This window comes from Serratia sp. TSO36, from assembly GCF_057808395.1.
The window spans coordinates 143,424-166,328 of the sequence record NZ_JBJZOU010000021.1; the positions used below are offsets into that span (position 1 = coordinate 143,424).

24 protein-coding genes are annotated in these 22,905 nt (G+C 61.1%); 10 read left to right on the forward strand and 14 right to left on the reverse strand.

Going from position 1 to position 22,905, the window contains the following annotated elements; translation table 11 throughout:
* Positions 1 to 4: 4 nt before the first annotated feature.
* Entirely contained in the window at positions 5 to 1,003 is a 999-nt protein-coding gene (locus ACK3CV_RS18220; RefSeq protein ID WP_049198403.1) for a bile acid:sodium symporter family protein, read from the forward strand.
* A gap of 26 nt (positions 1,004 to 1,029) precedes the next feature.
* Here ACK3CV_RS18220 and ACK3CV_RS18225 read toward each other — a convergent pair whose 3' ends face one another.
* The 3 genes from ACK3CV_RS18225 to zipA all read right to left on the reverse strand — a co-directional run bounded on the left by ACK3CV_RS18225 (position 1,030) and on the right by zipA (position 4,362).
* Positions 1,030 to 1,245 (reverse strand): DUF3820 family protein, encoded by a 216-nt coding sequence (locus ACK3CV_RS18225; protein WP_004936441.1) that lies wholly within the window; start codon positions 1,243 to 1,245, stop codon positions 1,030 to 1,032.
* Positions 1,245 to 3,266 carry an NAD-dependent DNA ligase LigA gene (gene ligA, locus ACK3CV_RS18230; protein ID WP_164141949.1) on the reverse strand — a complete coding sequence of 674 codons (2,022 nt, stop codon included), beginning with the start codon at positions 3,264 to 3,266 and terminating at the stop codon, positions 1,245 to 1,247. The genes ACK3CV_RS18225 and ligA overlap by 1 nt, the downstream gene beginning before the upstream one ends.
* A gap of 79 nt (positions 3,267 to 3,345) precedes the next feature.
* The gene (gene zipA, locus ACK3CV_RS18235) at positions 3,346 to 4,362 is read right to left on the reverse strand and encodes a cell division protein ZipA (RefSeq protein WP_164141947.1); all 1,017 of its coding nucleotides are present in this window, start codon (positions 4,360 to 4,362) and stop codon (positions 3,346 to 3,348) included.
* A 221-nt stretch (positions 4,363 to 4,583) separates the two neighbouring features.
* Here zipA and cysZ point away from each other — a divergent pair, with 221 nt between their 5' ends.
* The 5 genes from cysZ to crr all read left to right on the forward strand — a co-directional run bounded on the left by cysZ (position 4,584) and on the right by crr (position 9,486).
* The gene (gene cysZ, locus ACK3CV_RS18240; protein WP_164141945.1) at positions 4,584 to 5,342 is read left to right on the forward strand and encodes a sulfate transporter CysZ; all 759 of its coding nucleotides are present in this window, start codon (positions 4,584 to 4,586) and stop codon (positions 5,340 to 5,342) included.
* A 185-nt stretch (positions 5,343 to 5,527) separates the two neighbouring features.
* Complete coding sequence (gene cysK / locus ACK3CV_RS18245) at positions 5,528 to 6,496, forward strand: cysteine synthase A (RefSeq protein WP_033635454.1); 969 nt, start codon at positions 5,528 to 5,530, stop codon at positions 6,494 to 6,496.
* 399 nt (positions 6,497 to 6,895) lie between these two features.
* Complete coding sequence (gene ptsH, locus ACK3CV_RS18250; RefSeq protein ID WP_033635455.1) at positions 6,896 to 7,153, forward strand: phosphocarrier protein Hpr; 258 nt, start codon at positions 6,896 to 6,898, stop codon at positions 7,151 to 7,153.
* A gap of 46 nt (positions 7,154 to 7,199) precedes the next feature.
* Positions 7,200 to 8,927 (forward strand): phosphoenolpyruvate-protein phosphotransferase PtsI, encoded by a 1,728-nt coding sequence (gene ptsI, locus ACK3CV_RS18255; protein ID WP_033635456.1) that lies wholly within the window; start codon positions 7,200 to 7,202, stop codon positions 8,925 to 8,927.
* A 49-nt stretch (positions 8,928 to 8,976) separates the two neighbouring features.
* Positions 8,977 to 9,486 (forward strand): PTS glucose transporter subunit IIA, encoded by a 510-nt coding sequence (crr, locus tag ACK3CV_RS18260; RefSeq protein ID WP_004936467.1) that lies wholly within the window; start codon positions 8,977 to 8,979, stop codon positions 9,484 to 9,486.
* Positions 9,487 to 9,783: 297 nt separating this feature from the next.
* Here the strand turns inward: crr and ACK3CV_RS18265 are convergent, their stop codons facing one another.
* The 10 genes from ACK3CV_RS18265 to ACK3CV_RS18310 form a co-directional block, all read right to left on the reverse strand.
* Positions 9,784 to 11,106 carry an ATP-binding protein gene (locus ACK3CV_RS18265; RefSeq protein ID WP_164141943.1) on the reverse strand — a complete coding sequence of 441 codons (1,323 nt, stop codon included), beginning with the start codon at positions 11,104 to 11,106 and terminating at the stop codon, positions 9,784 to 9,786.
* A 6-nt stretch (positions 11,107 to 11,112) separates the two neighbouring features.
* Positions 11,113 to 11,793: a response regulator transcription factor gene (locus tag ACK3CV_RS18270; protein WP_033635459.1), complete on the reverse strand. Its 681-nt coding sequence runs from the start codon at positions 11,791 to 11,793 to the stop codon at positions 11,113 to 11,115.
* 257 nt (positions 11,794 to 12,050) lie between these two features.
* Entirely contained in the window at positions 12,051 to 12,932 is an 882-nt protein-coding gene (gene cysM, locus ACK3CV_RS18275) for a cysteine synthase CysM (protein ID WP_033638551.1), read from the reverse strand.
* An 81-nt stretch (positions 12,933 to 13,013) separates the two neighbouring features.
* A complete protein-coding gene (gene cysA, locus ACK3CV_RS18280) occupies positions 13,014 to 14,102 on the reverse strand; it encodes a sulfate/thiosulfate ABC transporter ATP-binding protein CysA (protein WP_033635460.1) in 1,089 nt (362 codons plus the stop codon).
* Entirely contained in the window at positions 14,092 to 14,967 is an 876-nt protein-coding gene (cysW, locus tag ACK3CV_RS18285; RefSeq protein ID WP_033635461.1) for a sulfate/thiosulfate ABC transporter permease CysW, read from the reverse strand. The genes cysA and cysW overlap by 11 nt, the downstream gene beginning before the upstream one ends.
* Positions 14,967 to 15,806 (reverse strand): sulfate/thiosulfate ABC transporter permease CysT, encoded by an 840-nt coding sequence (gene cysT, locus ACK3CV_RS18290; RefSeq protein WP_019453852.1) that lies wholly within the window; start codon positions 15,804 to 15,806, stop codon positions 14,967 to 14,969. Before cysT ends, cysW begins: the two co-directional genes overlap by 1 nt.
* Positions 15,807 to 16,829, reverse strand: coding sequence for a sulfate ABC transporter substrate-binding protein (locus ACK3CV_RS18295; protein ID WP_033635463.1), 1,023 nt, complete (start codon positions 16,827 to 16,829; stop codon positions 15,807 to 15,809).
* Between the two features lie 200 nt (positions 16,830 to 17,029).
* Positions 17,030 to 17,929 carry a Dyp-type peroxidase gene (locus tag ACK3CV_RS18300; RefSeq protein ID WP_033635464.1) on the reverse strand — a complete coding sequence of 300 codons (900 nt, stop codon included), beginning with the start codon at positions 17,927 to 17,929 and terminating at the stop codon, positions 17,030 to 17,032.
* Positions 17,930 to 18,111: 182 nt separating this feature from the next.
* A complete protein-coding gene (locus ACK3CV_RS18305) occupies positions 18,112 to 18,699 on the reverse strand; it encodes an RpoE-regulated lipoprotein (RefSeq protein WP_033635465.1) in 588 nt (195 codons plus the stop codon).
* Between the two features lie 156 nt (positions 18,700 to 18,855).
* A complete protein-coding gene (locus tag ACK3CV_RS18310; protein WP_164141940.1) occupies positions 18,856 to 19,320 on the reverse strand; it encodes a DUF2919 domain-containing protein in 465 nt (154 codons plus the stop codon).
* 178 nt (positions 19,321 to 19,498) lie between these two features.
* On the opposite strand from ACK3CV_RS18310, the gene ACK3CV_RS18315 reads away from it, so the two are divergent.
* The gene (locus ACK3CV_RS18315) at positions 19,499 to 19,897 is read left to right on the forward strand and encodes a YgiW/YdeI family stress tolerance OB fold protein (RefSeq protein WP_016926776.1); all 399 of its coding nucleotides are present in this window, start codon (positions 19,499 to 19,501) and stop codon (positions 19,895 to 19,897) included.
* A gap of 42 nt (positions 19,898 to 19,939) precedes the next feature.
* Here the strand turns inward: ACK3CV_RS18315 and ACK3CV_RS18320 are convergent, their stop codons facing one another.
* Positions 19,940 to 20,365 carry a GNAT family acetyltransferase gene (locus ACK3CV_RS18320; RefSeq protein ID WP_004936504.1) on the reverse strand — a complete coding sequence of 142 codons (426 nt, stop codon included), beginning with the start codon at positions 20,363 to 20,365 and terminating at the stop codon, positions 19,940 to 19,942.
* 204 nt (positions 20,366 to 20,569) lie between these two features.
* Between ACK3CV_RS18320 and amiA the strand changes: the two genes are divergently transcribed.
* The 3 genes from amiA (at position 20,570) to ACK3CV_RS18335 (ending at position 22,892) form a co-directional block, all read left to right on the forward strand.
* Positions 20,570 to 21,451 (forward strand): N-acetylmuramoyl-L-alanine amidase AmiA, encoded by an 882-nt coding sequence (amiA, locus tag ACK3CV_RS18325; RefSeq protein WP_164141938.1) that lies wholly within the window; start codon positions 20,570 to 20,572, stop codon positions 21,449 to 21,451.
* 65 nt (positions 21,452 to 21,516) lie between these two features.
* A complete protein-coding gene (gene hemF / locus ACK3CV_RS18330; protein ID WP_164141936.1) occupies positions 21,517 to 22,437 on the forward strand; it encodes an oxygen-dependent coproporphyrinogen oxidase in 921 nt (306 codons plus the stop codon).
* Positions 22,437 to 22,892, forward strand: coding sequence for a YaiI/YqxD family protein (locus tag ACK3CV_RS18335; RefSeq protein WP_004936514.1), 456 nt, complete (start codon positions 22,437 to 22,439; stop codon positions 22,890 to 22,892). Before hemF ends, ACK3CV_RS18335 begins: the two co-directional genes overlap by 1 nt.
* The last annotated feature ends 13 nt before the right edge of the window (positions 22,893 to 22,905 follow it).

The window sequence follows — 22,905 nt, forward strand, 5'->3', positions numbered from 1 at the left end:
CGCCATGAGATTCCTGCCCGATCGTTTTACCCTGACGCTGATCGCCACCGTGCTGCTGGCGTCGTTCCTGCCGGCGCGCGGCGAGTTCGTCGGCTGGCTCAACGCCCTGACCATCGCCGCCATCGCCCTGCTGTTCTTCATGCACGGCGCCAAACTGTCGCGCGAGGCCATCCTGGCCGGCAGCAATAACTGGCGGCTGCATCTGTGGGTGATGTTCAGCACCTTCATCATTTTTCCGGCGCTGGGGATGTTGTTCGCCTGGTGGGCGCCGATCGACGTCAGCCCCGAGCTGTACGCCGGTTTCATCTACCTGTGCATCCTGCCCGCCACCGTGCAGTCGGCCATCGCCTTCACCTCGCTGGCGGGCGGCAACGTAGCGGCGGCGGTGTGCAGCGCCTCCGCCTCCAGCCTGCTGGGGATCTTCGTGTCACCGCTGTTGGTCGGCCTGCTGATGAACGTGCACGGCGATACCGGCAGCCTGCGGCAGGTGGGCTCGATCGTGCTGCAACTGCTGGTACCGTTCGTCGCCGGCCACCTGCTGCGGCCGCTGATCGGCGGCTGGATCGAGCGCCATCGCCCGCTGATCGGCAAAACCGACCAGACCTCGATTCTGCTGGTGGTGTACGCCGCCTTCAGCGAGGCGGTGACGCACGGCATCTGGCATCAGGTGGGGATCGGTTCGCTGGCGTTTATCGTCGGCGGCAGCATCGTGCTGCTGGCGATCGTGCTGGTGGTGAACACCTACATGGCGCGCTGGCTGGGGTTCAGCAAGGCGGACGAGATCACCATTGTGTTCTGCGGTTCGAAGAAAAGCCTGGCGAACGGCATTCCAATGGCCAATATCCTGTTCCCGGCGGCGACGGTGGGGATCATGGTGCTGCCGCTGATGGTGTTCCATCAGGTGCAGCTGATGACCTGTGCGGTGCTGGCGAAAAGGTATCAGCGCAAGCAGCGGGCGCAACAGGCGGTACCCAACGCCAACGCGCAGGCGTCGCGCGGGTAAAAAAAGACGGGCCGGGGCCCGTCAGTTCAACTTTTCTTCAGCGGCTTGACCAGGTGGTCAAGCCCTTCGATTTTAATCGCCAGCGTCATCTCCATCAGCATGCCGAGCTTGCCTTTGGGGAATTCGCCCTTGCGGGCGAACCACAGCAGGTACTCTTCGGGCAGATCGATCAGCACCCGTCCCTGGTACTTGCCGAACGGCATCACGGTATTGGCGATCTCCAGCAGGTTTTCCTTTTCCATCAGTCACCCAGCAGGCGGATCATCTCCGCTTCGTCGATCACGGCGATACCCAGCTCCTGCGCCTTCGCCAGCTTGGAGCCGGCCGCTTCGCCGGCGATCACCAAATCGGTTTTCTTCGACACGCTGCCGCTGACCTTGGCGCCCAGCGCCGTCAGGCGATCTTTGGCCTCGTCGCGCGACAGCTGGCTCAGCGAGCCGGTCAGCACCACGGTTTTGCCGGCGAACGGGCTGTCTATCTCTTCGGCGACCACCACCACCGGCGCCGGCCAGTGAATGCCGATCTCGGCGCCCACCAGCTCGTTGATCACCTGCTGATTGAGCGCTTCATCAAGGAAATTGCGGGTGTGTTTGGCCACCACTTCGCCGACGTCCGGCACCTCTTTCAGCGCCTCGATATCGGCGGCGAACAGCTTCTCGAGCGATCCGAAATGCGCCGCCAGATTGGCGGCGGTCGCTTCGCCGACCTCGCGAATGCCCAGCGCATACAGGAAGCGAGCGAAGGTGGTCTGCTTGGATTTCTCCAGCGCATTGACCAGATTCTGCGCCGATTTCGGCCCCATGCGATCCAGGCCGGTCAGAATACCGGCGGACAGGCGGAACAGATCGGCCGGATTCTTCACGTACTCTTTGTCCACCAGCTGCTCGATGATCTTGTCGCCCATGCCTTCAACGTCCAGCGCGCGGCGGGAAACGAAGTGCTTCAACGCCTCTTTGCGCTGCGCGCCGCAGATAAGACCGCCGGTGCAGCGCGCTACCGCCTCGCCTTCCACGCGCTCAACGTCTGAGCCGCACACCGGGCAGTGCAGCGGGAACACCACTTCGCGCGCATCCTGTGGCCGGCGGTCTTCCAGCACCCCCACCACCTGCGGGATCACGTCGCCGGCGCGGCGCACGATCACCGTATCGCCGATGCGCAGCCCCAAACGCTCAATTTCATCGGCGTTGTGCAAGGTGGCGTTGCTGACGGTCACCCCGGCCACCAGCACCGGCTCAAGGCGCGCCACCGGCGTAATCGCGCCGGTGCGGCCAACCTGAAACTCCACTTCGCGCACCACAGTGATCTGCTCCTGCGCCGGGAATTTGAACGCCGTCGCCCAGCGCGGCGCACGCGCCACAAAGCCCAGCGTTTCCTGCAGATCGATGTCGTCAATCTTGATCACCACGCCGTCGATGTCGAAACCGAGCTGCGCGCGGTCCTGCTCGACCTGGCGATAAAACGCCAGCACTTCCTCGCTGCCGGTGCGGCGCTGGGCGCGATCGCTGACCGGCAGGCCCCAGGCCTTGAACTGCATCAGGCGCTCAAAGTGGCTGCTCGGCAGCTCGCCGCCTTCCAGCAGGCCGACGCCGTAGCAGAAGAAGGTCAGCGGGCGTTTGGCGGTAATGCGCGGATCGAGCTGGCGCAGCGAGCCGGCGGCGGCGTTGCGCGGGTTGGCGAACACCTTGCCGTCTTTGCGCCGGGCTTCTTCGTTCATCTGTTCAAAACCAGCCTGCGGCATGAACACTTCCCCGCGCACTTCCAGCCGGCGCGGGATGTTGTCACCGATCAGGCGCAGCGGAATGGCGCGAATGGTGCGCACGTTGGAGGTGATATTTTCGCCGGTGGTGCCGTCGCCGCGCGTCGCCGCGCGCACCAGCTCACCGTCTTCGTACAGCAGGCTGACCGCCAGGCCGTCCAGCTTCAGCTCGCAGCAGAAGGTCAGCGGATCGCTGCTTTTGAGCCTGTCCTGCACGCGCTTGTAAAACGCCAGGAAGCTTTCTTCGTCGAACACGTTGTCCAGCGACAGCATCGGCACTTCGTGGCGCACCTGGTCAAACGCCGCCAGCGGCGCAGCCCCCACGCGCTGGGTCGGCGAATCGGCGGTGATCAACGCCGGATGCGCGCTCTCCAGCTCGCGCAGTTCGCGCATCAGGCGGTCATATTCCGCATCCGGCACTTCCGGCGCATCCAGCACATGATACTGGTATTCATGATGGCGCAATGTGGCTCGTAGTTGATTGATTTGTTGGATTATCGATTCCATGGCTCACCATCAAAGATAAAAAACCCCCGGCTAGCGGGGGCTTTGTTGTTACGGATGTTCTGTGCGCGCGGCAACCCGGTCAGGCGTTGTTTTCCAACACTTCACGGATGCGCGCTTTGTAGGTTTCCAGCTTCTGCGGCGTCATCATGCGGCGCTCGTCGTCCAGCACCACGCCGCCCACGTCGTCGGCGATGCGCTGTGCCGACTGCAGCATCAGCTTGAAGTTCTGATTGGCGTCGCCGTAAGACGGCACCATCATGAACATCGACACGCCCGGCGTGGAGAAGTCGGACATCATGTCAGGATCGAACGATCCCGGCTTGACCATGTTCGCCAGGCTGAACAGCACCGGGCCGCTGCCGGCCGGGCTGATATGGCGGTGGAAGATGCCCATCTCGCCAAACTGGAAGCCGGCCTGCAACACGCTCTGCAGCAGCACTTCGCCGCCGATCACGCCGCCCTGGTGGGCCGCGACGTGCAGCACCAGCACGGTCTCTTTCAGTTTAGCCTGAATTGGCGCAGCCGCCGGCTGCGGTGCAGGTTCCGGCGCAGGCTTCACTTCCGGCGCTGGCTGCACCGGGGCAGGTTCGGCGTGGAATGCCGGTTCCGCCGCCAGCGGCGCCTCATGTTCATGCGGCAGATCGTCGACGCGCGGCTCACGGCGCGCGGCCGGTTGCGGTTGCTGCGGCTCGGCCTGTTCTTCGTCCGGCGCGTAGTTGTTCAGCAGGATGTCATCATACTCCGGCCGCTGAGACAGCGGAGGCGGCGTCTGATGGGCAGCCGGTTGAACGGCGCGGGGCGCTGGCGCAGCCGCCGGAGCGGGCTTCGGCGCGGCCACGGGTTCTTCGCGTGCGGCATCGAAATGGCCGAATGACGGCTCGTCTTGCGGGTGAGCGGCGCGTACGCGCACCTCACCGACGCCTTCTTCGAGATCGTCGATCGGAGTTTGTTCACGTTCCTTTTGGGAACGTTTGGCTGGGCGATCGCGGAAGAGCGCTGACCGTTCTTTGCGACTGGTCCACAGACCGTGCAATAACAGCGCTATTATGGCGATCGCGCCAACAACGATTAATATCAGACGCAAATCCTGCATCATTGCTATCTCTGTTGTTCCAATACATTGCCACCGCGGCAAACATTCACTCTTTAACTCTATTTGCCCGCGCACACAAGTGCAAGTCCGTGCTGAACTTTATGCCAATAAAGATGATTATACTGCCTTTTTCTGCTGGTTTTTCAGCCAACCCTACCCTAGCCAGTGGAAAATCATCCCTATATGATAATGATGCCTGTTCAGACAACGAGATAACTTAAGATATGTCCTATACGCAGCCCCCTTCCCGTTCGACCAGCGGCATTCACTATTTCGCCGAAGGTTGGCGCCTGATTTCGCGCCCGGGGATTAAACGCTATGTGGTCCTGCCGTTGCTGGTCAACGTGCTGCTGATGGGTTCCGCTTTCTGGTGGCTGTTCAGCCGGCTCGGCGACTGGATCCCGACGATGATGAGCCACGTTCCCGACTGGCTGCAATGGTTGAGCTACCTGCTGTGGCCGCTGGCGGTCATTTCGGTGCTGTTGGTGTTCAGCTATCTGTTCAGCACCATCACCAACCTGATCGCCGCGCCGTTCTGCGGCCTGCTGGCCGAGCAGCTCGAGGGCAGCCTGACCGGCAAACCGCTGCCGGACACTGGCCTGCTCGGCATCGCCAAAGATTTGCCGCGCATCATGGCGCGCGAATGGCGCAAGTTGATGTATTACCTGCCGCGCGCGCTGCTGCTGCTGGCGCTGTACTTCGTGCCCGGCATCGGCCAGACGGTGGCGCCGGTGCTGTGGTTCCTGTTCAGCGCCTGGATGCTGGCGATCCAGTATTGCGACTACCCGTTCGACAACCACAAGGTGAGCTTTGCCGATATGCGCCGCGCCTTGCGCCAGCACAAACCCGCTAACCTGCAATTCGGCGCGCTGGTCAGCCTGTTCACCATGATCCCGATCCTCAACCTGGTGATCCTGCCGGTCGCCGTCTGCGGCGCCACCGCCATGTGGGTCGATCGCTACCGCTCACAGTTCGTCCGATAATCGCCGCTTTTTACCGCCGATAGCGCGGGAATTTTCGACAGGGCGCGCATTTCGCGCCCTTATCATTGTGCTTAAAACTTATTTCCTAATAACATATAGATATACCAATTCTTTACTTCCCTGCCGGTACTGTTAGCGTATGCTTTCGATGTTCCCCACATTTTCATAGAGTTAAAGGACGGGCTATGAGCAAGATATATGAAGACAACTCATTAACAATCGGCCATACGCCGCTGGTTCGTCTGAACCGTATCGGCAACGGACGCATTCTGGCCAAGGTTGAATCACGCAACCCGAGCTTCAGCGTCAAATGCCGCATCGGTGCCAATATGATTTGGGATGCGGAACAACGCGGCGTGCTGACCGCCGGCAAAGAGCTGGTGGAGCCGACCAGCGGCAACACCGGCATCGCGCTGGCCTTCGTTGCCGCCGCACGCGGTTACAAGCTGACGCTGACCATGCCGGAAACCATGAGCATCGAGCGCCGCAAGCTGCTCAAGGCGCTGGGCGCCAATCTGGTGCTGACCGAAGGGGCGAAAGGCATGAAAGGCGCCATCGCCAAAGCGGAAGAGATCGTCGCCACCGACCCGAACCGTTACCTGATCCTGCAACAGTTCAGCAACCCGGCCAACCCGGCGATCCATGAAAAAACCACCGGTCCGGAAATCTGGGAAGACACCGACGGCGACGTCGACGTATTCATCTCCGGCGTCGGCACCGGCGGCACGCTGACCGGCGTCAGCCGCTACATCAAGAACACCAAAGGCAAGGCTATCACCACCGTGGCGGTCGAGCCGACCGACTCGCCGGTCATCAGCCAAGCGCTGGCCGGTGAAGAGCTGAAGCCGGGCCCGCACAAGATCCAGGGCATCGGCGCCGGCTTCATTCCGGGCAACCTCGATCTGGATCTGGTGGATCGCGTCGAGAAAGTCTCCAACGACGAGGCCATCAGCATGGCGCGCCGCCTGATGGACGAAGAAGGCATCCTGGCGGGCATCTCCTCCGGCGCAGCGGTCGCGGCGGCGGTGAAACTGGCCGAAGAACCGGCGTTCGCCGACAAGACCATCGTGGTGATCCTGCCCTCTTCCGGCGAACGTTACCTGAGCACCGCGCTGTTCGCCGATCTGTTCACCGAGCAGGAATTGCAGCAGTAATTCCGCCACTGCACAAATCGCTAAAAAAGCACCCTGCGGGGTGCTTTTTTGTGGACTGGATCAAACTTTATAGCAGTCCAAGATTGCTTTTGCCCGCCGGCTTTAGTATTTAACGGTGCATTATTTCGATGCGCAAAATTAATCACCCCCCGAGCCCGGTCAAGGCTGAATCGATTTACTCATCTGTCGCCGACGCGGCGAATCGGGCATAATGGGGAGCGGATTGGAACGACGTCTAAAGCCGAGTTTTTTGATCTGAAGTGCCTAACGCGTCGTTTTCTGTTGCATCAACGTTCGCCCCTGTCCATAGTCAGGCGCTATAACCAGACAAGCTAAAGTCAGGCCCCTGGGCTAAACTTTAGCTCCACAACATTAATCCAATAAGTTGGGGAAACATCAATGTTCCAGCAAGAAGTTACTATTACCGCTCCGAATGGTCTGCATACTCGCCCTGCCGCTCAGTTCGTTAAAGAAGCCAAAGGCTTCGCGTCTGACATCACCGTGACCTCCAACGGCAAAAGCGCCAGCGCTAAAAGCCTGTTCAAACTGCAAACTCTGGGGCTGACTCAAGGGACCGTAGTGACCATCTCCGCTGAAGGTGAAGACGAGCAGAAAGCCGTTGAGCACTTGGTAAAACTGATGGCAGAGCTTGAGTAATCGGCCCGTCTTTTTAGTTAACACCAGTCAAGAGTAAGGTAGGGTTATGATTTCAGGCATTTTAGTATCACCGGGCATCGCTTTTGGTAAGGCTCTCTTGCTGAAAGAAGACGACATCGTCATCAACCGGAAGAAAATCTCTGCTGATCAAGTAGAGCAGGAAGTCTCGCGTTTTCTGGCCGGCCGCGCGAAAGCGTCCGAACAGCTGGAAGCGATCAAGACCAAAGCTGGCGAAACCTTCGGCGAAGAGAAGGAAGCTATCTTCGAAGGCCACATCATGTTGCTGGAAGACGAAGAGCTTGAGCAGGAAATCATAGCCCTAATCAAAGACGATCTGGCCTCCGCAGACGCCGCCGCCTACACCGTGATCGAAGGTCAGGCGAAAGCGCTGGAAGAGCTGGACGACGAGTACCTGAAAGAACGCGCCGCCGACGTGCGCGACATCGGCAAGCGCCTGCTGCAGAACATTCTGGGCATGCCGATCGTCGATCTGGGCTCCATTCAGGACGAAGTGATCCTGGTGGCCACCGATCTGACCCCGTCCGAGACCGCGCAGCTGAACCTGGACAAAGTGCTGGGCTTCATTACCGATCTCGGCGGCCGGACTTCCCACACCTCTATCATGGCGCGCTCCCTGGAGCTGCCGGCGATCGTCGGCACCAGCGACGTGACCAAGCAGGTGAAGAACGACGACTACCTGATTCTGGATGCGGTTAACAACCAGATTTACGTTAACCCGACCGCTGACGTTATCGATCGGCTGAAAGCCGCCCAGAACCAATACATCACCGAGAAAAACGATCTGGCCAAGCTGAAGGACCTGCCGGCGATTACGCTGGACGGCCATCAGGTTGAAGTCTGCGCCAACATCGGCACCGTGCGCGACGTCGCGGGTGCAGAGCGCAACGGCGCGGAAGGCGTCGGCCTGTATCGTACCGAATTCCTGTTCATGGACCGCGACTCGCTGCCGACCGAAGACGAGCAGTTCCAGGCTTATAAAGCCGTGGCGGAAGCCATGGGCTCGCAGGCCGTGATCGTCCGCACCATGGACATCGGCGGCGACAAAGACCTGCCGTACATGAACCTGCCGAAGGAAGAGAACCCGTTCCTCGGCTGGCGCGCCATCCGCATCGCGATGGACCGCCGTGAAATCCTGCACGCCCAGCTGCGCGCCATCTTGCGCGCCTCGGCGTTCGGCAAACTGCGCATCATGTTCCCGATGATCATCTCCGTGGAGGAAGTGCGCGATCTGAAAGGCGAAATCGAGACGCTGAAGGCGCAGCTGCGCGAAGAAGGCAAGGCGTTTGACGAGAGCATCGAAGTGGGCGTGATGGTGGAAACACCGGCTGCGGCGGTCATCGCTCACCACCTGGCGAAAGAAGTCGACTTCTTTAGTATTGGGACAAACGATCTAACCCAGTATACTCTGGCGGTAGATCGCGGCAACGAGCTGATTTCTCATCTCTATAACCCGATGTCCCCATCAGTGCTTGGCCTGATCAAACAGGTTATTGATGCATCTCACGCGGAAGGCAAGTGGACCGGCATGTGCGGCGAACTGGCTGGCGATGAGCGTGCTACACTGTTGTTATTGGGCATGGGGCTGGATGAGTTCAGCATGAGTGCGATTTCAATCCCGCGCATCAAGAAAATTATTCGTAACACGAATTTCGAAGATGTGAAGGCGTTGGCAGCGCAGGCCTTGGCACAGCCAACGGCACAAGACCTGATGAATTGCGTCAATAAATTCATCGAAGAAAAAACGCTCTGCTAAACTTCCACGACACTGGAACGCCGCCCAATTTAATGCTTAGGAGAAGATCATGGGTTTGTTCGATAAACTGAAATCTCTGGTTTCTGATGACAAGAAAGACACGGGCACTATCGAGATCGTCGCTCCCCTTTCTGGCGAAATCGTCAATATCGAAGATGTGCCGGACGTAGTGTTCGCTGAAAAAATCGTTGGCGACGGTATCGCCATCAAACCGGCCGGCAACAAAATGGTTGCTCCGGTTGACGGCACCATCGGCAAGATTTTCGAAACCAACCATGCATTCTCTATCGAATCCGACAGCGGCATTGAGCTGTTCGTCCACTTCGGCATCGATACCGTAGAACTGAAAGGCGAAGGCTTCAAACGCATCGCCGAAGAAGGCCAGCGCGTCAAGAAAGGTGACGTGGTTATCGAGTTCAACCTGCCTCTGCTGGAAGAGAAAGCCAAGTCTACCCTGACGCCGGTCGTTATCTCCAACATGGACGAGATCAAAGAGCTGATCAAACTGTCCGGCAGCGTGACCGTTGGCGAAACCCCGATTATCCGCATCAAGAAGTAAGCGCGGATGAGCAAGAAAAACGGCGCCCTCGGCGCCGTTTTTTATTGAACCAGACTTCCTAACTGGCCATTTGTGTTCAGAATCGTCACGTACTGCCTGTCCGTTCCGAGGATTGCGTACTGTCCATGTTCACACTGCCTGCGTCACCAACACCTACCCCGCAACTGGCAATACCCAACGAATTTCGAATCGCAGCCAGGCGGCAAACGGGTGAGTCCCCAGGAGCTTACTCAAGTAAGTGACTGGGGTGAGCACGAGCAGCCAACAACGCTGCGGTTCGAAATGCGAAGGGTATTCTTATTGCCAGCGCGGGATGCGCAGGGTAATGACCAGCCCCTCTTTATCGCCGTTGCGCGCCTCAACCTGGCCGCCGTGCGCCAGCACCACCTTGCGGGTAATCGCCAGCCCCAGGCCGTAGCCTTTGCCCGACAGCGCCGACTTCACGCGCACGAACGGATCGAAGATGCTCGACAGCTTCGCCTCCTCAACCCCCGGCCCCTGATCGCTGACGGCGATCTGGAACTGGTTATCGACGCGCGTCAGCGCTACCGTCACCCGCTGGCCGTGGCTGGAAAAGCGCAGCGCATTGCGCACGATGTTGTCCACCGCACGCCGCATCAGCTCCGCATTGCCCTTGACGGTGTACTCCACGTCCGATTCGGCCTGCAGCACGATATCCACGCCGGGCACCTGCGCCTCGTAGCGCGCATCGCTCACCACCGCATCCACTAACCCATAGAGATCGAAATACTCTTCGTCCGGCAGGCTGCTGTGTTCGGTACGCGACAACGCCAGCAGCTCGCCGATCATTTTGTCCAGCCGCCCCGACTCGTGTTCGATGCGCTTGAGTGAGGTTTCGACATTGCCGGCATTCTGCCGCGCCAGGCCGATCGCCAGCTGCAGGCGCGCCAGCGGCGAACGCAGCTCATGCGAAACGTCGTGCAACAGCTGCTCGCGGGCGCTGACCAGCAGCTCCAGCCGCTCGGCCATGGTGTCGAAATCGCGCGCCACGTCGGACAGCTCGTCATGGCGGCGCCGCATTTTAGGAAACAGCCGTACCGAGAGATCGCCCTGCGCCACCCGATCCAGGCCGCCGCGCAGCTGACGCATCGGCCGGGTCAGGTTCCAGGCCAGCACGGCGCTGAACAGCAAACCGCCCAGCCCGCCGACCCACAGCATCGGCGCAGGAATGTTGAAGAAGTGGGAACGCCGCTCCGGCCGATACTCTTCCCGCAACGCACGCACGTTATAACTCAGCCAGTATCCCTGCCCTTCCCCGGTCTGCACCCAGGCAGAGATCTCTTTCGGCATTCGCCGCCCTTCAAACGCCGGTTCTTCCGGCGCGGGCGGCGGCGGTTGGGTCATCGGCGTCACCGACAGCAAACGCCTGTCGTCCTCGGGCCAGTCGCGCATCAGGGCTTCCAGCGCCGACATGCCACCGCTGCGCAACTGGGTGGCGGCCGAGGCCAGCTGCAGGCCGATCACCCGCCGCGCCATGGCGTTCTCCGGCGGCACATAGCGATCGCCATAGAGAGAAAACGCCACCCACAGCGCCTGCGTCATGATGAGGAAAGTCAGCCAAAAGCCGAGCAAAATTTTCCAGAACAGTCTTCCGCGCATATCAGGTTACCGAATGCGATAGCCGATGCTGCGCACCGTCTCGATAATGAGCTTACTGCCAGCCAACGCGCTCAGCTTCTGGCGGATATTGCTGATGTGCACGTCCACGCTGCGGTCATAGGCCTCGCGCGGGCGCCCCAGCCCCTTCTCGGACAGTTCGTCCTTCGACACCACGCGATCCGGCGCGCGCAGCAACAGCTCCAGCAGATTGAATTCCGAAGCGGTCAAATCAAACGCCTTGCCGCGCCATTCGCTGCTGCGGGTTGAAGGGTTCAGCGTCAGCTCGCCGAAGCTGATGGCGGCCTCGTCGTCCGCCTCTTGCGGCCGCTCTTCGAAGCGGCGCAGCACCGCGCGCAGACGCGCCACCAGTTCGCGCGGGTAGCACGGCTTGGGCATGTAATCGTCGGCGCCCATCTCCAGACCAATCACCCGATCGATGTTGTCGCCTTTGGCGGTCAGCATGATGATCGGCAACCGGCTCTTTTTACGCACGTCGCGCAGCACGTCGATGCCGCTCATGTCCGGCAGCATGATATCGAGGATCATCGCGGTATAGTCGCCCGACAGCGCGCCCTCTACTCCCGCCTTGCCGGTCAGCACCAGCGTGGCGTCGAAGCCTTCGCCCGTCAGGTATTCGCTCAGCATGGTGCCAAGCTCCAGGTCATCGTCGACCAGTAAAATTTTCATGCCTTGCTCCTTCACCGATTTTCGTTATTTTCCCGCCAATTCCGCCGGCCCGCAGCCGGTTTTACTCAATCCTTACACATCGCCGTTCGCGTCTCGCCACCGTTAGTGTGGCTGCTGTCGCGCGATTTCTCTACTTCAGTCAGGGCATTGGCATGCAGACAGGCGCCAGCCGCCATGCTGGCGGGGCGGATATGCCGTCGGTCAAAAGGGAAGTGAGAGGGGGTTTCCCGGCGGAACGCGCCGCCGGGAGGGCACATTCAGTCGAACACGCCGGTGGAGAGGTAACGGTCACCGCGATCGCAGACGATCGCCACCACGACGCTGCCGGGATGGGCCGCCGCGACGCGCAGGGCGCCGGCCACCGCGCCGCCGGAGCTGACGCCGCAGAAGATGCCTTCACGCTGCGCCAGCTGGCGCATGGTCTGCTCGGCATCGCGCTGCTCGATATCCAGCACCTGATCCACCAGCTCCGGGCGGAAAATGCCCGGCAGGTAAGCGGGCGCCCAACGGCGAATGCCGGGAATGCTGCTGCCTTCCGCCGGCTGAAGGCCGATGATCTGCACCTGCGGATTCTGGCTCTTCAGGTAACCGCCTACGCCGGTAATGGTGCCGGTGGTACCCATGCTGGAAACAAAGTGGGTGATGCGCCCTTCGGTCTGGCGCCAGATCTCCGGGCCGGTGGTGGTGAAGTGGGCGTAGGGGTTGTCGAGGTTGTTGAACTGGTCCAGCACCTTGCCCTGCCCCTGGCGCTGCATCTCCAGCGCCAGATCGCGCGCCCCTTCCATTCCCTGCTCACGGCTGACCAGGATCAGCTCGGCGCCGTAGGCGCGCATCGCCGCCTGCCGCTCCAGGCTCATGTTCTCCGGCATCAGCAGCTTCAGCGTATAGCCTTTGAGCGCGGCGATCATCGCCAGCGCAATGCCGGTGTTGCCGCTGGTGGCCTCGATCAGCACGTCGCCGGGCTTGATCTCGCCGCGCAGCTCCGCCTGTTGGATCATCGCCAACGCAGCGCGATCCTTCACCGAGCCCGCCGGGTTATTGCCTTCCAGTTTGACCCATACCTCGCTGCCCGCCTGGGCGGCCAGCCGTTGCAGTTGTACCAGCGGGGTATTCCCGATGCATTGTTCGAGCGTTGTCACGATCTTTGCCTGTGTGTTGGTGTGCGTAAAGTAAAAAGGCAACCCGGGGGTTGCCTTGAATAAAAGGGCAGCTAAAACCTATCAGGCGCTTTTGGCTAACGCAACAGGTTGCAGCAGTTGATCGCCGGCATACAGCCGCGCATTGAGGCTGCCGACGTAATAACGGCCGCCGCGCACCGGGGTTGGGTTGCCTTCCGGCAACACCACGCCGATCGGCTCCTGATGCCAGCCGATTGGCTGCACCGTCAACTGCCAGAAGTGGCCACGCGGGCTGACTTCCAGCACCTGCACCGGCAGCGGGCAGCGCTCGCTGCTTTCGGTCGCCACTTCCATTTCCCACGGGCGCAGGAACAGATCGACGCTGCCCTGGTGCATCGGCTGGAACGAAAGCGGCCACTGGTGCGCGCCGACGAACAGCTGGGAGCCGCGGATCTCGCCGTTCAGGCGGTTCACTTCCCCCATGAATTCCAGCACGAAGCGGCTGGCCGGTTCGCGCATGATCTCTTCCGGCGAGCCTACCTGTTCGATATTGCCCTGGCTCATCACCACGATGCGGTCGGCCACTTCCATCGCCTCTTCCTGATCGTGGGTGACGAACACGCTGGTGAACTTCAGCTCTTCGTGCAGCTGACGCAGCCAGCGGCGCAGCTCTTTGCGCACCTGCGCATCCAGCGCGCCGAACGGTTCGTCCAGCAGCAGAATTTGCGGTTCCACCGCCAGGGCGCGCGCCAACGCCACGCGCTGTTTCTGGCCGCCGGACAGCTGCGACGGATAGCGGTTGGCCAGGTGGGCCAACTGCACCATTTCCAGCAGTTGGGTGACTTTCTGTTTGATCGCCGCGGCGTTCGGCCGCTCGCGACGCGGCAGCACGGTCAGGCCGAAGGCGATGTTGTCGAACACCGTCATATGGCGGAACAGCGCATAGTGCTGAAATACGAAGCCCACGCGCCTGTCGCGCGCGTGCATGTGGCTGACGTCGGTGCCGTGGAAGCCCAGCTTGCCGCCGCTCTGGCTTTCCAGCCCGGCGATAATGCGCAACAGCGTGGTCTTGCCGGAACCGGACGGCCCGAGCAGCGCCACCATCTCACCGGAAGCAATATCGAGCGAGATATCGTTCAATACCTTGGTGCGACCGAAGTACTTGTTGATGCCGTTAATCTCAATGCTCATGATTTTCCTCCCGCTCGAGACGCGCATTTTGACGTTCCAGACGCCACTGCAGCGCGCTCTTCAAAAATAGGGTAACGATCGCCATCAGGGTCAACAGCGCGGCGGCGGTAAAGGAGCCAACGGTGTTGTAATCCTGCTGCAACAGCTCGACCTGCAGCGGCAGGCTGTAGGTTTCGCCGCGAATCGAACCGGACACCACCGACACCGCGCCGAACTCGCCGATGGCGCGCGCGTTGGTCAGCACCACGCCGTACAGCAGCGCCCAGCGAATGTTGGGCAGCGTCACGCGGCGGAACATTTGCCAGCCGGACGCCCCCAGCAGAATGGCGGCCTCGTCTTCCTGGCTGCCCTGGCTGAGCATCATCGGCACCAGCTCGCGTACCACGAAAGGGCAGGTGACGAAAATGGTCACCAGCACCATGCCCGGCCAGGAGAACATGATCTGGATATTATGCGCATCCAGCCAGCCGCCCAGCAGGCCGTTGCTGCCGTAAAACAGCAGGTAAATCAGCCCCGCCACCACCGGTGAAACGGCGAACGGGATATCGATCAGCGTCAACAGCAGCTGGCGGCCGGGGAAAGTGAAGCGCGTCACCAGCCACGCCAGCAACGTGCCGAACACCAGGTTGAACGGCACGGTGATCAGCGCGATCAACACCGTCAGCCAAATGGCGTGCAGCATGTCCGGATCGAGCAAGTTGCTCCACATCGCGCCGAATCCTTTGGAAAAGGCCTCGGCGAAAATCGATATCATCGGCACCACCAGCAGCAGCACCGAGAACAGCGCGCCGATGGCGATCAGCGTCCACTTGCCCCAGTTGACGCGCGGGCGCTCGGCGCCGTTGAAGGCGGAAACATCAGCCATCAGTGCCCTCCTCCCAAACGTCTGCCGAAGCGGCTTTGCAAGACGTTAATGCTGAACAGCAGCAGCAGCGACGCCGCCAGGATCACCGAGGCGATGGCGCTGGCCGCCGGGTAATCGAACTCCTGTAAACGTACAAAAATCATCAGCGAGGTCACTTCCGTCTTCCAGGCGATGTTGCCGGCGATGAAAATCACCGCGCCAAACTCGCCCAGGCTGCGGGTAAAGGAAATGGCGGTGCCGGCCAGCAGCGCCGGCGCCACCTCAGGCAATACCACGCGGCGGAAGCTCTGCCAGCGCGTGGCGCCCAGCGTCTCGGCCGCCTCTTCGTATTCCGGCCCCAGCTCTTCCAGAACCGGCTGCACGGTGCGCACCACAAACGGCAGGCTGGTGAACGCCATCGCTACCGCGATCCCAAGCCAGGTAAAGGTGACCTTGATGTCGAAGTGCGCCAGCCACTGACCGTACCAGCCGGTGGTGGAAAACAACCCCGCCAGCGTCAGGCCGGCCACCGCGGTCGGCAGCGCGAACGGCAGATCGATCAGGCCGTCCAGCAGCGAGCGGCCGGGAAAACGGTAGCGCGTCAGGATCCAGGCCATCAGCATGCCGAACACCGCGTTGAACAGGCTGGCGACGCCGGCCGCCAGCAGCGTCACTTTATACGCCGCCACCACCTGCGGGTTGGAAATCACTTCCCAGTATTGCGCCAGGCTCATCTGCGCCAGCTGCATCACCAGCGCGGTGAGCGGCAGCAGCAGGATCAAACAGGTATAAAACAGGCTGCTGCCGAGGCTGAGGCCAAATCCGGGCAGCACCCGCTTACTGGACGACAACGCCAACATTTACTTGCGCCCTGCCGCTAACAGCTGATCCAGCTCGCCGCCGGTGGCGAAGTGGGTTTTCATCACCTGCGGCCAGCCGCCGAATTGATCTTCCACGCGGAACAGTTGGGTATCCGGGAATTGCCCCTTCGCCGCCGCCATCGCTTTCTGGTCGTACACGCGGTAGTAGAAGCTGGTGATCACCTGCTGCGCCGCCGGGCTGTAGAGATAGTTCAGATAGGCTTTGGCCGCCTGTTCGGTGCCGTTGCGCTCGACGTTTTTGTCGATCCAGGCCACCGGGAACTCCGCCAGAATATCGACCGGCGGCACGATCACTTCGTACTTGTCTTCACCGTATTGCTTGCGGATGTTGTTCACTTCGGACTCGAAGCTGATCAGCACGTCGCCCAAGCCGCGCTCGACGAAGGTGGTGGTCGCGCCGCGGCCGCCGGTATCGAACACCAGCACGTTTTTCAGAAAGCGGGTCATAAAGGCGCGGGTCTTGGCCGCGTCGTTGCCGTCGGCCTGGCTGGCGGCGCCCCAGGCGGCCAGATAGGTGTAACGGCCGTTGCCGGAGGTTTTCGGGTTCGGGAACACCAGCTTCACGTCGTCGCGCACCAGATCGTTCCAGGTGTGGATGCCCTTCGGGTTATCCTTGCGCACCAGAAACGCCATGGTGGAATAGAACGGCGAACTGTTGTTCGGCAGGCGCGCCTGCCAGTCCGCCGGGATCAGCTGCCCGCGATCGTGCAGGATTTGCACGTCGGTGACCTGGTTGTACGTCACCACGTCGGCGCGCAAACCCTGCAGGATCGCCAGCGCCTGCTTCGACGAGCCGGCATGCGATTGTTTGATGGTCAGCTTGTCGTTCGGATGCTGTTGATTCCACTGCTGTTCAAAGCCGGGATTCAGCGCGACGAACAATTCACGGGAAACGTCATAAGAGCTGTTCAGCAATTCCGCCGCCGACGCGGCGCCGCTCGCCAACAGCGCAGCCGCCAGCCAACCTTTCAGCACGAGATTTTTAACCCGGTTTTGTTTCATTCTGCACCTTATCACTGAGTCATTCCTTCAGGCTTTCGCCTTATTGACGACCAGTGTATTTATAACTCGGTGCGGAGCTGTAACGCTTTTATATACCGTTTAGTGATTTACAAGCATCAAACGCTATAAGGCAGGGAATGCGAGGCGTTTTGGGGCGGGAAAACGGACCGAAGCCGGGCGAGCCGGCTTCGGCAACGGCGTCAAAGTGACAGCAGGCGCGTCAGCGATGGCGCGAAGTAGTAGCTGCCGGTCACCGCGCGGCTGAAACGCAGCATGGCGTCGCGTTTGCCGTCCAGATCGCCGAACATGCTCAGCAGCTGCTGCTCGATATTGTGCAGGCGCGCGCAATACGCGATGAAGAACAGGCCGTGCTTGCCGCTGGCGGTGCCGTAAGGCAGGCTCTGGCGCAAAATTTTCAGGCCTTTGCCATCCTCTTTCAGATCGACGCGGCTGACGTGCGAGGTATCCGGGCGCTGATCGGCCGGCAGCTCTTCGCTGTCGTGCTTGGTGCGGCCGATGATCTGCTCCTGCTGTTCGGTGGTAAAGCGCTGCCACTGGCGCAGGTTGTGCTCGTAGCGCTGCACCAGCACGTAGCTGCCGCCTGCGTCCTCTTCGCCTTCGGCGATCGTCGCCACTGCCGGGCGCTGCTCGCCCTGCGGATTTTCGGTGCCGTCGATGAAGCCGCTCAAATCGCGCTCTTCCACCCAGCGGAAACCGTGGGTTTCTTCTTCAATCTTGATGGCGTTGCCAAACGCCGCCAACGCGGCCTGCGCCAGCGTGAAGTTGACGTCATGGCGCAGCGACTGGATGTGGATCAGCATGTCGCGCTGGGTGGCCGGCGCCAGCCCTTTGCCGAGCGGCGTGAACGGCTTCAGCTCTTGCGCGCCCTGACCGCTGGAGAGATCGTGCCAAACGTCGTAGCCGAAAGCGATCACCGCGCCGAGGCGCGCATCGGGAAACTGCTGCTGCAGCTCGCTCAGCGTCTGACAAAACTGCTTGCAGCCCTGGCGCAAGTCGGCGAACTCGCCCTGTACGCTGGCTTCCATAAAAATGGCGAAACGGCAGTGCTCCAGCAGAATGCCGCTCTGAACCTGTGTCATGTTGTTATCCTCAATACCAGAATCCGGCAACAGGTAAGGTATGGCGGTTGACGCGCGGGTTCCCTGTTACAAACGCGCGCTATCATACCGCAAGCACGGGCGATTGCCTTGCAGCAGCGCAAAGAAAATAGGGGTAATGGCTTGAAAAGACAGGCGCCGCGAACCGACGCCCGTTGAACGCGTTACTGCTGCGGCTTGGCGTGCCAGATGATTTTGCTGACCGTCCAGCTTTTCAGGGTGTCGTCCGGCGGGATGATATCCTGCGCCCCGGCCCACTTGCCGCTGAAGATGTAGGTGACGTACTTGCTCTGCTCCGCCACGCACTCCACTTTACCGGCGTCTTCGCCGCTGCCCGGTTTACAGGAACCGAACGCCTTGCTGTACATGTCGCCGAACGGCGTGCCGAGCTTGTTGCCCCACTCCGTCGCCACTTGCGGATCCAGCACGTCTACCCGCTGCAGGCGCCCTTTCGGTTCGCCGGTGATCACCAGCTTCACCTCGTCGCCGGACAGCGCCTGGTAATAAGAGACGATCTGGCCGTTGCTGGTCGCCATGCCGCCGCGCAGGCGGTAGTTGCCGTCCAGCCCATCGTTGATAGCGCTTTCCGACATCGGCGTGCCGGCGTTGAGCTTGCCGACGCCCTTGGCGCCGACCTCCAGGCTGCTGCCGAACCAGTTGAACGGCGACAGGCTGGACCAGGAGAAATTGGACATGCTCGAACAGCCGGTCAGTAACAGCGGAAGCCCTAACAGCAGGGGGCGAATATTCATCTCTAGCTCCTTAAACATCAATGGCACGGGGCGGTAACCCGCCCCCGCCGCACTCGGCATTTTGCTGCGTGCCAGCCTCTCACAACGGCCCGCACTACGCCAACGGTTGCCAGCTTGGAGTGCGGAAAATGCGAAAAGTGCCGCACTTCTCGGCAATTAGTCGGCGTGCTCCGCCGGCGCAAAGCAGGCTTTCAGGCGCGCATTCAACAACAGATAGCTTAGCGCCAGCGCATCGAGCAGCGCCAACGCCAGTTCCAGCCCCGGCGCATCGCCGTCCTGGCGCCACAGACTGAACAGCGAGCCGCCGAGCGACGCCAGCAGGGAGACAGCCAGCCCCCAGCGCCAGCCGCGCCACAGCCGCGGCCATTGGTGGCGGCGGCCGCTCAGCAAAAACGCCTGCGCCGCCGGCAGGCCGAGCAGCATGCCGTACCAAAAACGTTGGGTATCCGGATAAAATAGCGCCAGCAAGCTTTCGCCCTGCTCGCGCGAAGCGCCGGCCATCACGAACAGCAGCCAGGTGCGCGCCTGCAAAATCAACACGGCCCAAAATCCCAGCGGCAGCCGCAGCGCGCCGTGCTGGTCGTAATCGTCCGGGGAAAACCGGGGTGAGAATGGCTTCAACGATCGTTCCTTGCCAACAGAATAAAGACTATGGCTACAGATGGGCGCCGGCGGCGAGAATTTCAATGCGTCGGCTTAAGAAGCTCTTAAGATCGGTGTGTTTTAATCGTTAGCACTTAACAAGCAGCCCGATATCAGCGGGATGTGATTTTCGATAACGATGATAAGGAAGCGCAACATGAAAAAACTGACTCTGGCCGCTCTGATCGCGCTGTGCAGCGCACCGGTACTGGCGCAGCAAGGCGGGTTCCTCGATCCGGCCGCGCCGCAGGCTCAAACGCAAACCACCGCACAAGGCGGTTTCTCCGGCCCCAGCGCGGCGCTGACCACCGTGGACAAGGTGAAATCGCTGAGCGACGACACCTGGGTGATGCTGCAGGGCAATATCGAGCAGCGCATCGGCGACGACACCTATACCTTCCGCGATGCCACCGGCACGCTGACGGTCGAAATCGATCGCAAGCGCTGGAACGGCCAAACCGTTACGCCGAAAGACAAGGTGCAGTTGGAAGGCAAAGTGGATAAAGACTGGAGCAGCGTCGAAGTGGACGTGAAAACCGTCAAAAAGCTGCCGTAATGCACTGCGGCGGGCGGTGCAACGCCGCCGCCCGCCGCCCGCTCAATATTCCTGATCTTCGATCAGCCGCTTGCCCAGGCTGGTGATGCCCTGGATCTCGTAGCCGAGCTTCTCGTACATCTCGACCACCGTGTCGTTGTCTTCGCGCACCATAATCTGGATCTTCGGGCAGCCACGGGCGATCAATTTCTTCTCCAGACGGTTGATCAACGCATTGGCGATGCCGCGCCCGCGATAGTCGGGATGCACCCCGAGGTAATACGCCGAGCCGCGGTGGCCGTCATAGCCGCCCATCACCGAACCGACCACTTCGCCGCCGACTTCCGCCACCAGGAACAGCTCCGGATCGTGGTTCAGCTTGCGCTCGATGTCCATTTCCGGATCGTTCCAGGGCCGCAGCAGATCGCAGCGCTCCCACAGGGTAATGACTTCTTCAAAGTCGTCTTGTCGAAATACGCGAATTTCCATCGATGTTGGCCGCTGTTAATTAAGGTGTTTATCTGATTATCGCGTGATTATTCACTTACGCAATATCAAACTGCGATTTACCGCGCTATTTGCCCAGAAATCGCCGGTAACAGGCGTAATAAATGGAAATAGTTATCGGGTCGATTAATGATTATCAATACGATATAACGTCGCAAAATAGAAACGTCGACGGAGCGTTGCGTAATGAAAAAGCAAGGTAAACCCTTCCTCAATTTTAAACCGCTTGCCGTTTCCCCGACGCGACGCCAACTTTTGCTTTCCGGCCTGGCGGTGGCGCTGCTCGGCGTGAAAAGCCAACGCGCCAGGGCGGAAGGCCTGCTGCGCAATCAACACAGCAAGCCGGCGGCGAAACCGGCCGGTGCCAAGAAGCTGGTGATGATCGATCCCGGCCACGGCGGCATCGACTCCGGCGCGGTCGGCCACGAAGGCTCGCAGGAAAAACACATCGTGCTGGAAATCGCCAACCACGTGCGCCGTTTTCTGCATGAGCATGATCACGTCGAGGCGCGCCTGACGCGCGAAGAAGACGAATTCATTCCGCTGTTCCAGCGGGTGGAGATCGCCCACCAGCACCAGGCCGACCTGTTCATTTCGATTCACGCCGACGGCTTCACCAGCCCCTCGGCCTCTGGCGCTTCGGTGTTCGCCCTGTCCAACCGCGGCGCCAGCAGCGCCATGGCGCGCTACCTGTCCAACCGTGAAAACGCCGCCGACGACGTGGCGGGCGGTAAATACAAGGAGCAGGACAACTACCTGCAGCAGGTGCTGTTCGATCTGGTGCAAACCGACACCATCAACAACAGCCTGACGCTTGGCCGCCACGTGCTCGGCCAAATTCGCCCGGTACACCACCTGCACAGCGACAGCACCGAACAGGCGGCGTTCGCGGTGTTGAAATCCCCGTCCATTCCCTCGGTGCTGGTGGAAACCTCGTTCATCACCAACCCGAACGAAGAGCGGCTGCTGGGCACCACCGCGTTTCGCGAGAAGATTGCCCGCGCCATCGCGGACGGCATCGTTAACTTCTTCGACTACTTCGACGCCCACCAGCGCAAACCCCGCTGATGCCGCGGGCGGCGAATAAGGGTATACTCAGCGCCTTGTTCAGCCAGACGCTATAAAGACCCCGCATGAGTTTACCTAACATCGCTGAAGTAAAATCCTTCCTGCTGGCGCTGCAGGATCACATCTGCGCGCAGCTCGCCCAGGCCGACGGCGGCGCCGCGTTCATCGAAGACCAATGGACGCGTGAAGAAGGCGGCGGTGGCCGCAGCCGCGTGTTGACCAACGGCGCGGTGTTCGAACAGGCGGGGGTCAACTTCTCGCACGTCTCCGGCGCCACCCTGCCGGCCTCGGCCACCGCGCACCGTCCGGAACTGGCCGGGCGTAGCTTCCAGGCGATGGGCGTCTCATTGGTTATCCACCCGCTCAGCCCCTACGTGCCCACCAGCCACGCCAACGTGCGCTTCTTCATCGCCGAAAAGCCGGGCGAAGCGCCGGTGTGGTGGTTCGGCGGCGGCTTTGATCTGACGCCGTTCTACGGCTTCGCAGAGGATGCCGTGCACTGGCACCGCACCGCGGCCGAGCTGTGCGCGCCGTTCGGCGACGAGGTCTACCCCAAATACAAACAGTGGTGCGACGATTACTTCTTCATCAAGCACCGCAACGAAGCGCGCGGCATCGGCGGCCTGTTCTACGACGATCTGAACACCCCGGACTTCGACCACTGCTTCGCCTTCACCCGCGCGGTGGGCCAGGGCTTCCTCGACGCCTATCTGCCGATCGTCGAAAAACGCAAGGCCTTGACCTGGGGCGAGCGCGAGCGTCAGTTCCAGCTGTACCGCCGCGGCCGCTACGTGGAGTTCAACCTGGTGTGGGATCGCGGCACGCTGTTCGGGCTGCAAACCGGCGGGCGCACCGAGTCCATTCTGATGTCGATGCCGCCGTTGGTGCGTTGGGAATATAACTACCAGCCGGACGCCGATAGCCCGGAAGCGGCGCTGGCGCGCGATTTTCTGCCGGTGCGCGACTGGCTGCAGGAGCCGAAATGATGCAGATTTGGGTCGATGCGGACGCCTGTCCGAACGTGATCAAAGAGGTGCTGTTTCGCGCCGCCGATCGTACCGCCATCACCGTAACGCTGGTGGCGAACCAGCCGCTGCGCACGCCGCCGTCGAAGTACATCCGTTCGCTGCAGGTGGCGGCCGGCTTCGACGTGGCCGACAACGAGATCGTGCGCCGCTGCGAAGCGGGCGATCTGGTGATCACCGCCGACATTCCGCTGGCGGCGGAGGTGATAGAGAAAGGCGCGGTGGCGCTGAACCCGCGCGGCGAACGCTACACGCCGGACACCATCCGCGAGCGCCTCAACATGCGCGATTTTATGGATACCCTGCGCGCCAGCGGCATTCAGACCGGCGGCCCGAACGCCCTGAACCAGCGCGACCGCCAGCAGTTCGCCAACGAGCTGGACAAATGGCTGCTGCAGGCAAAGCGGGCGCAGTGATGAATGAACTGCG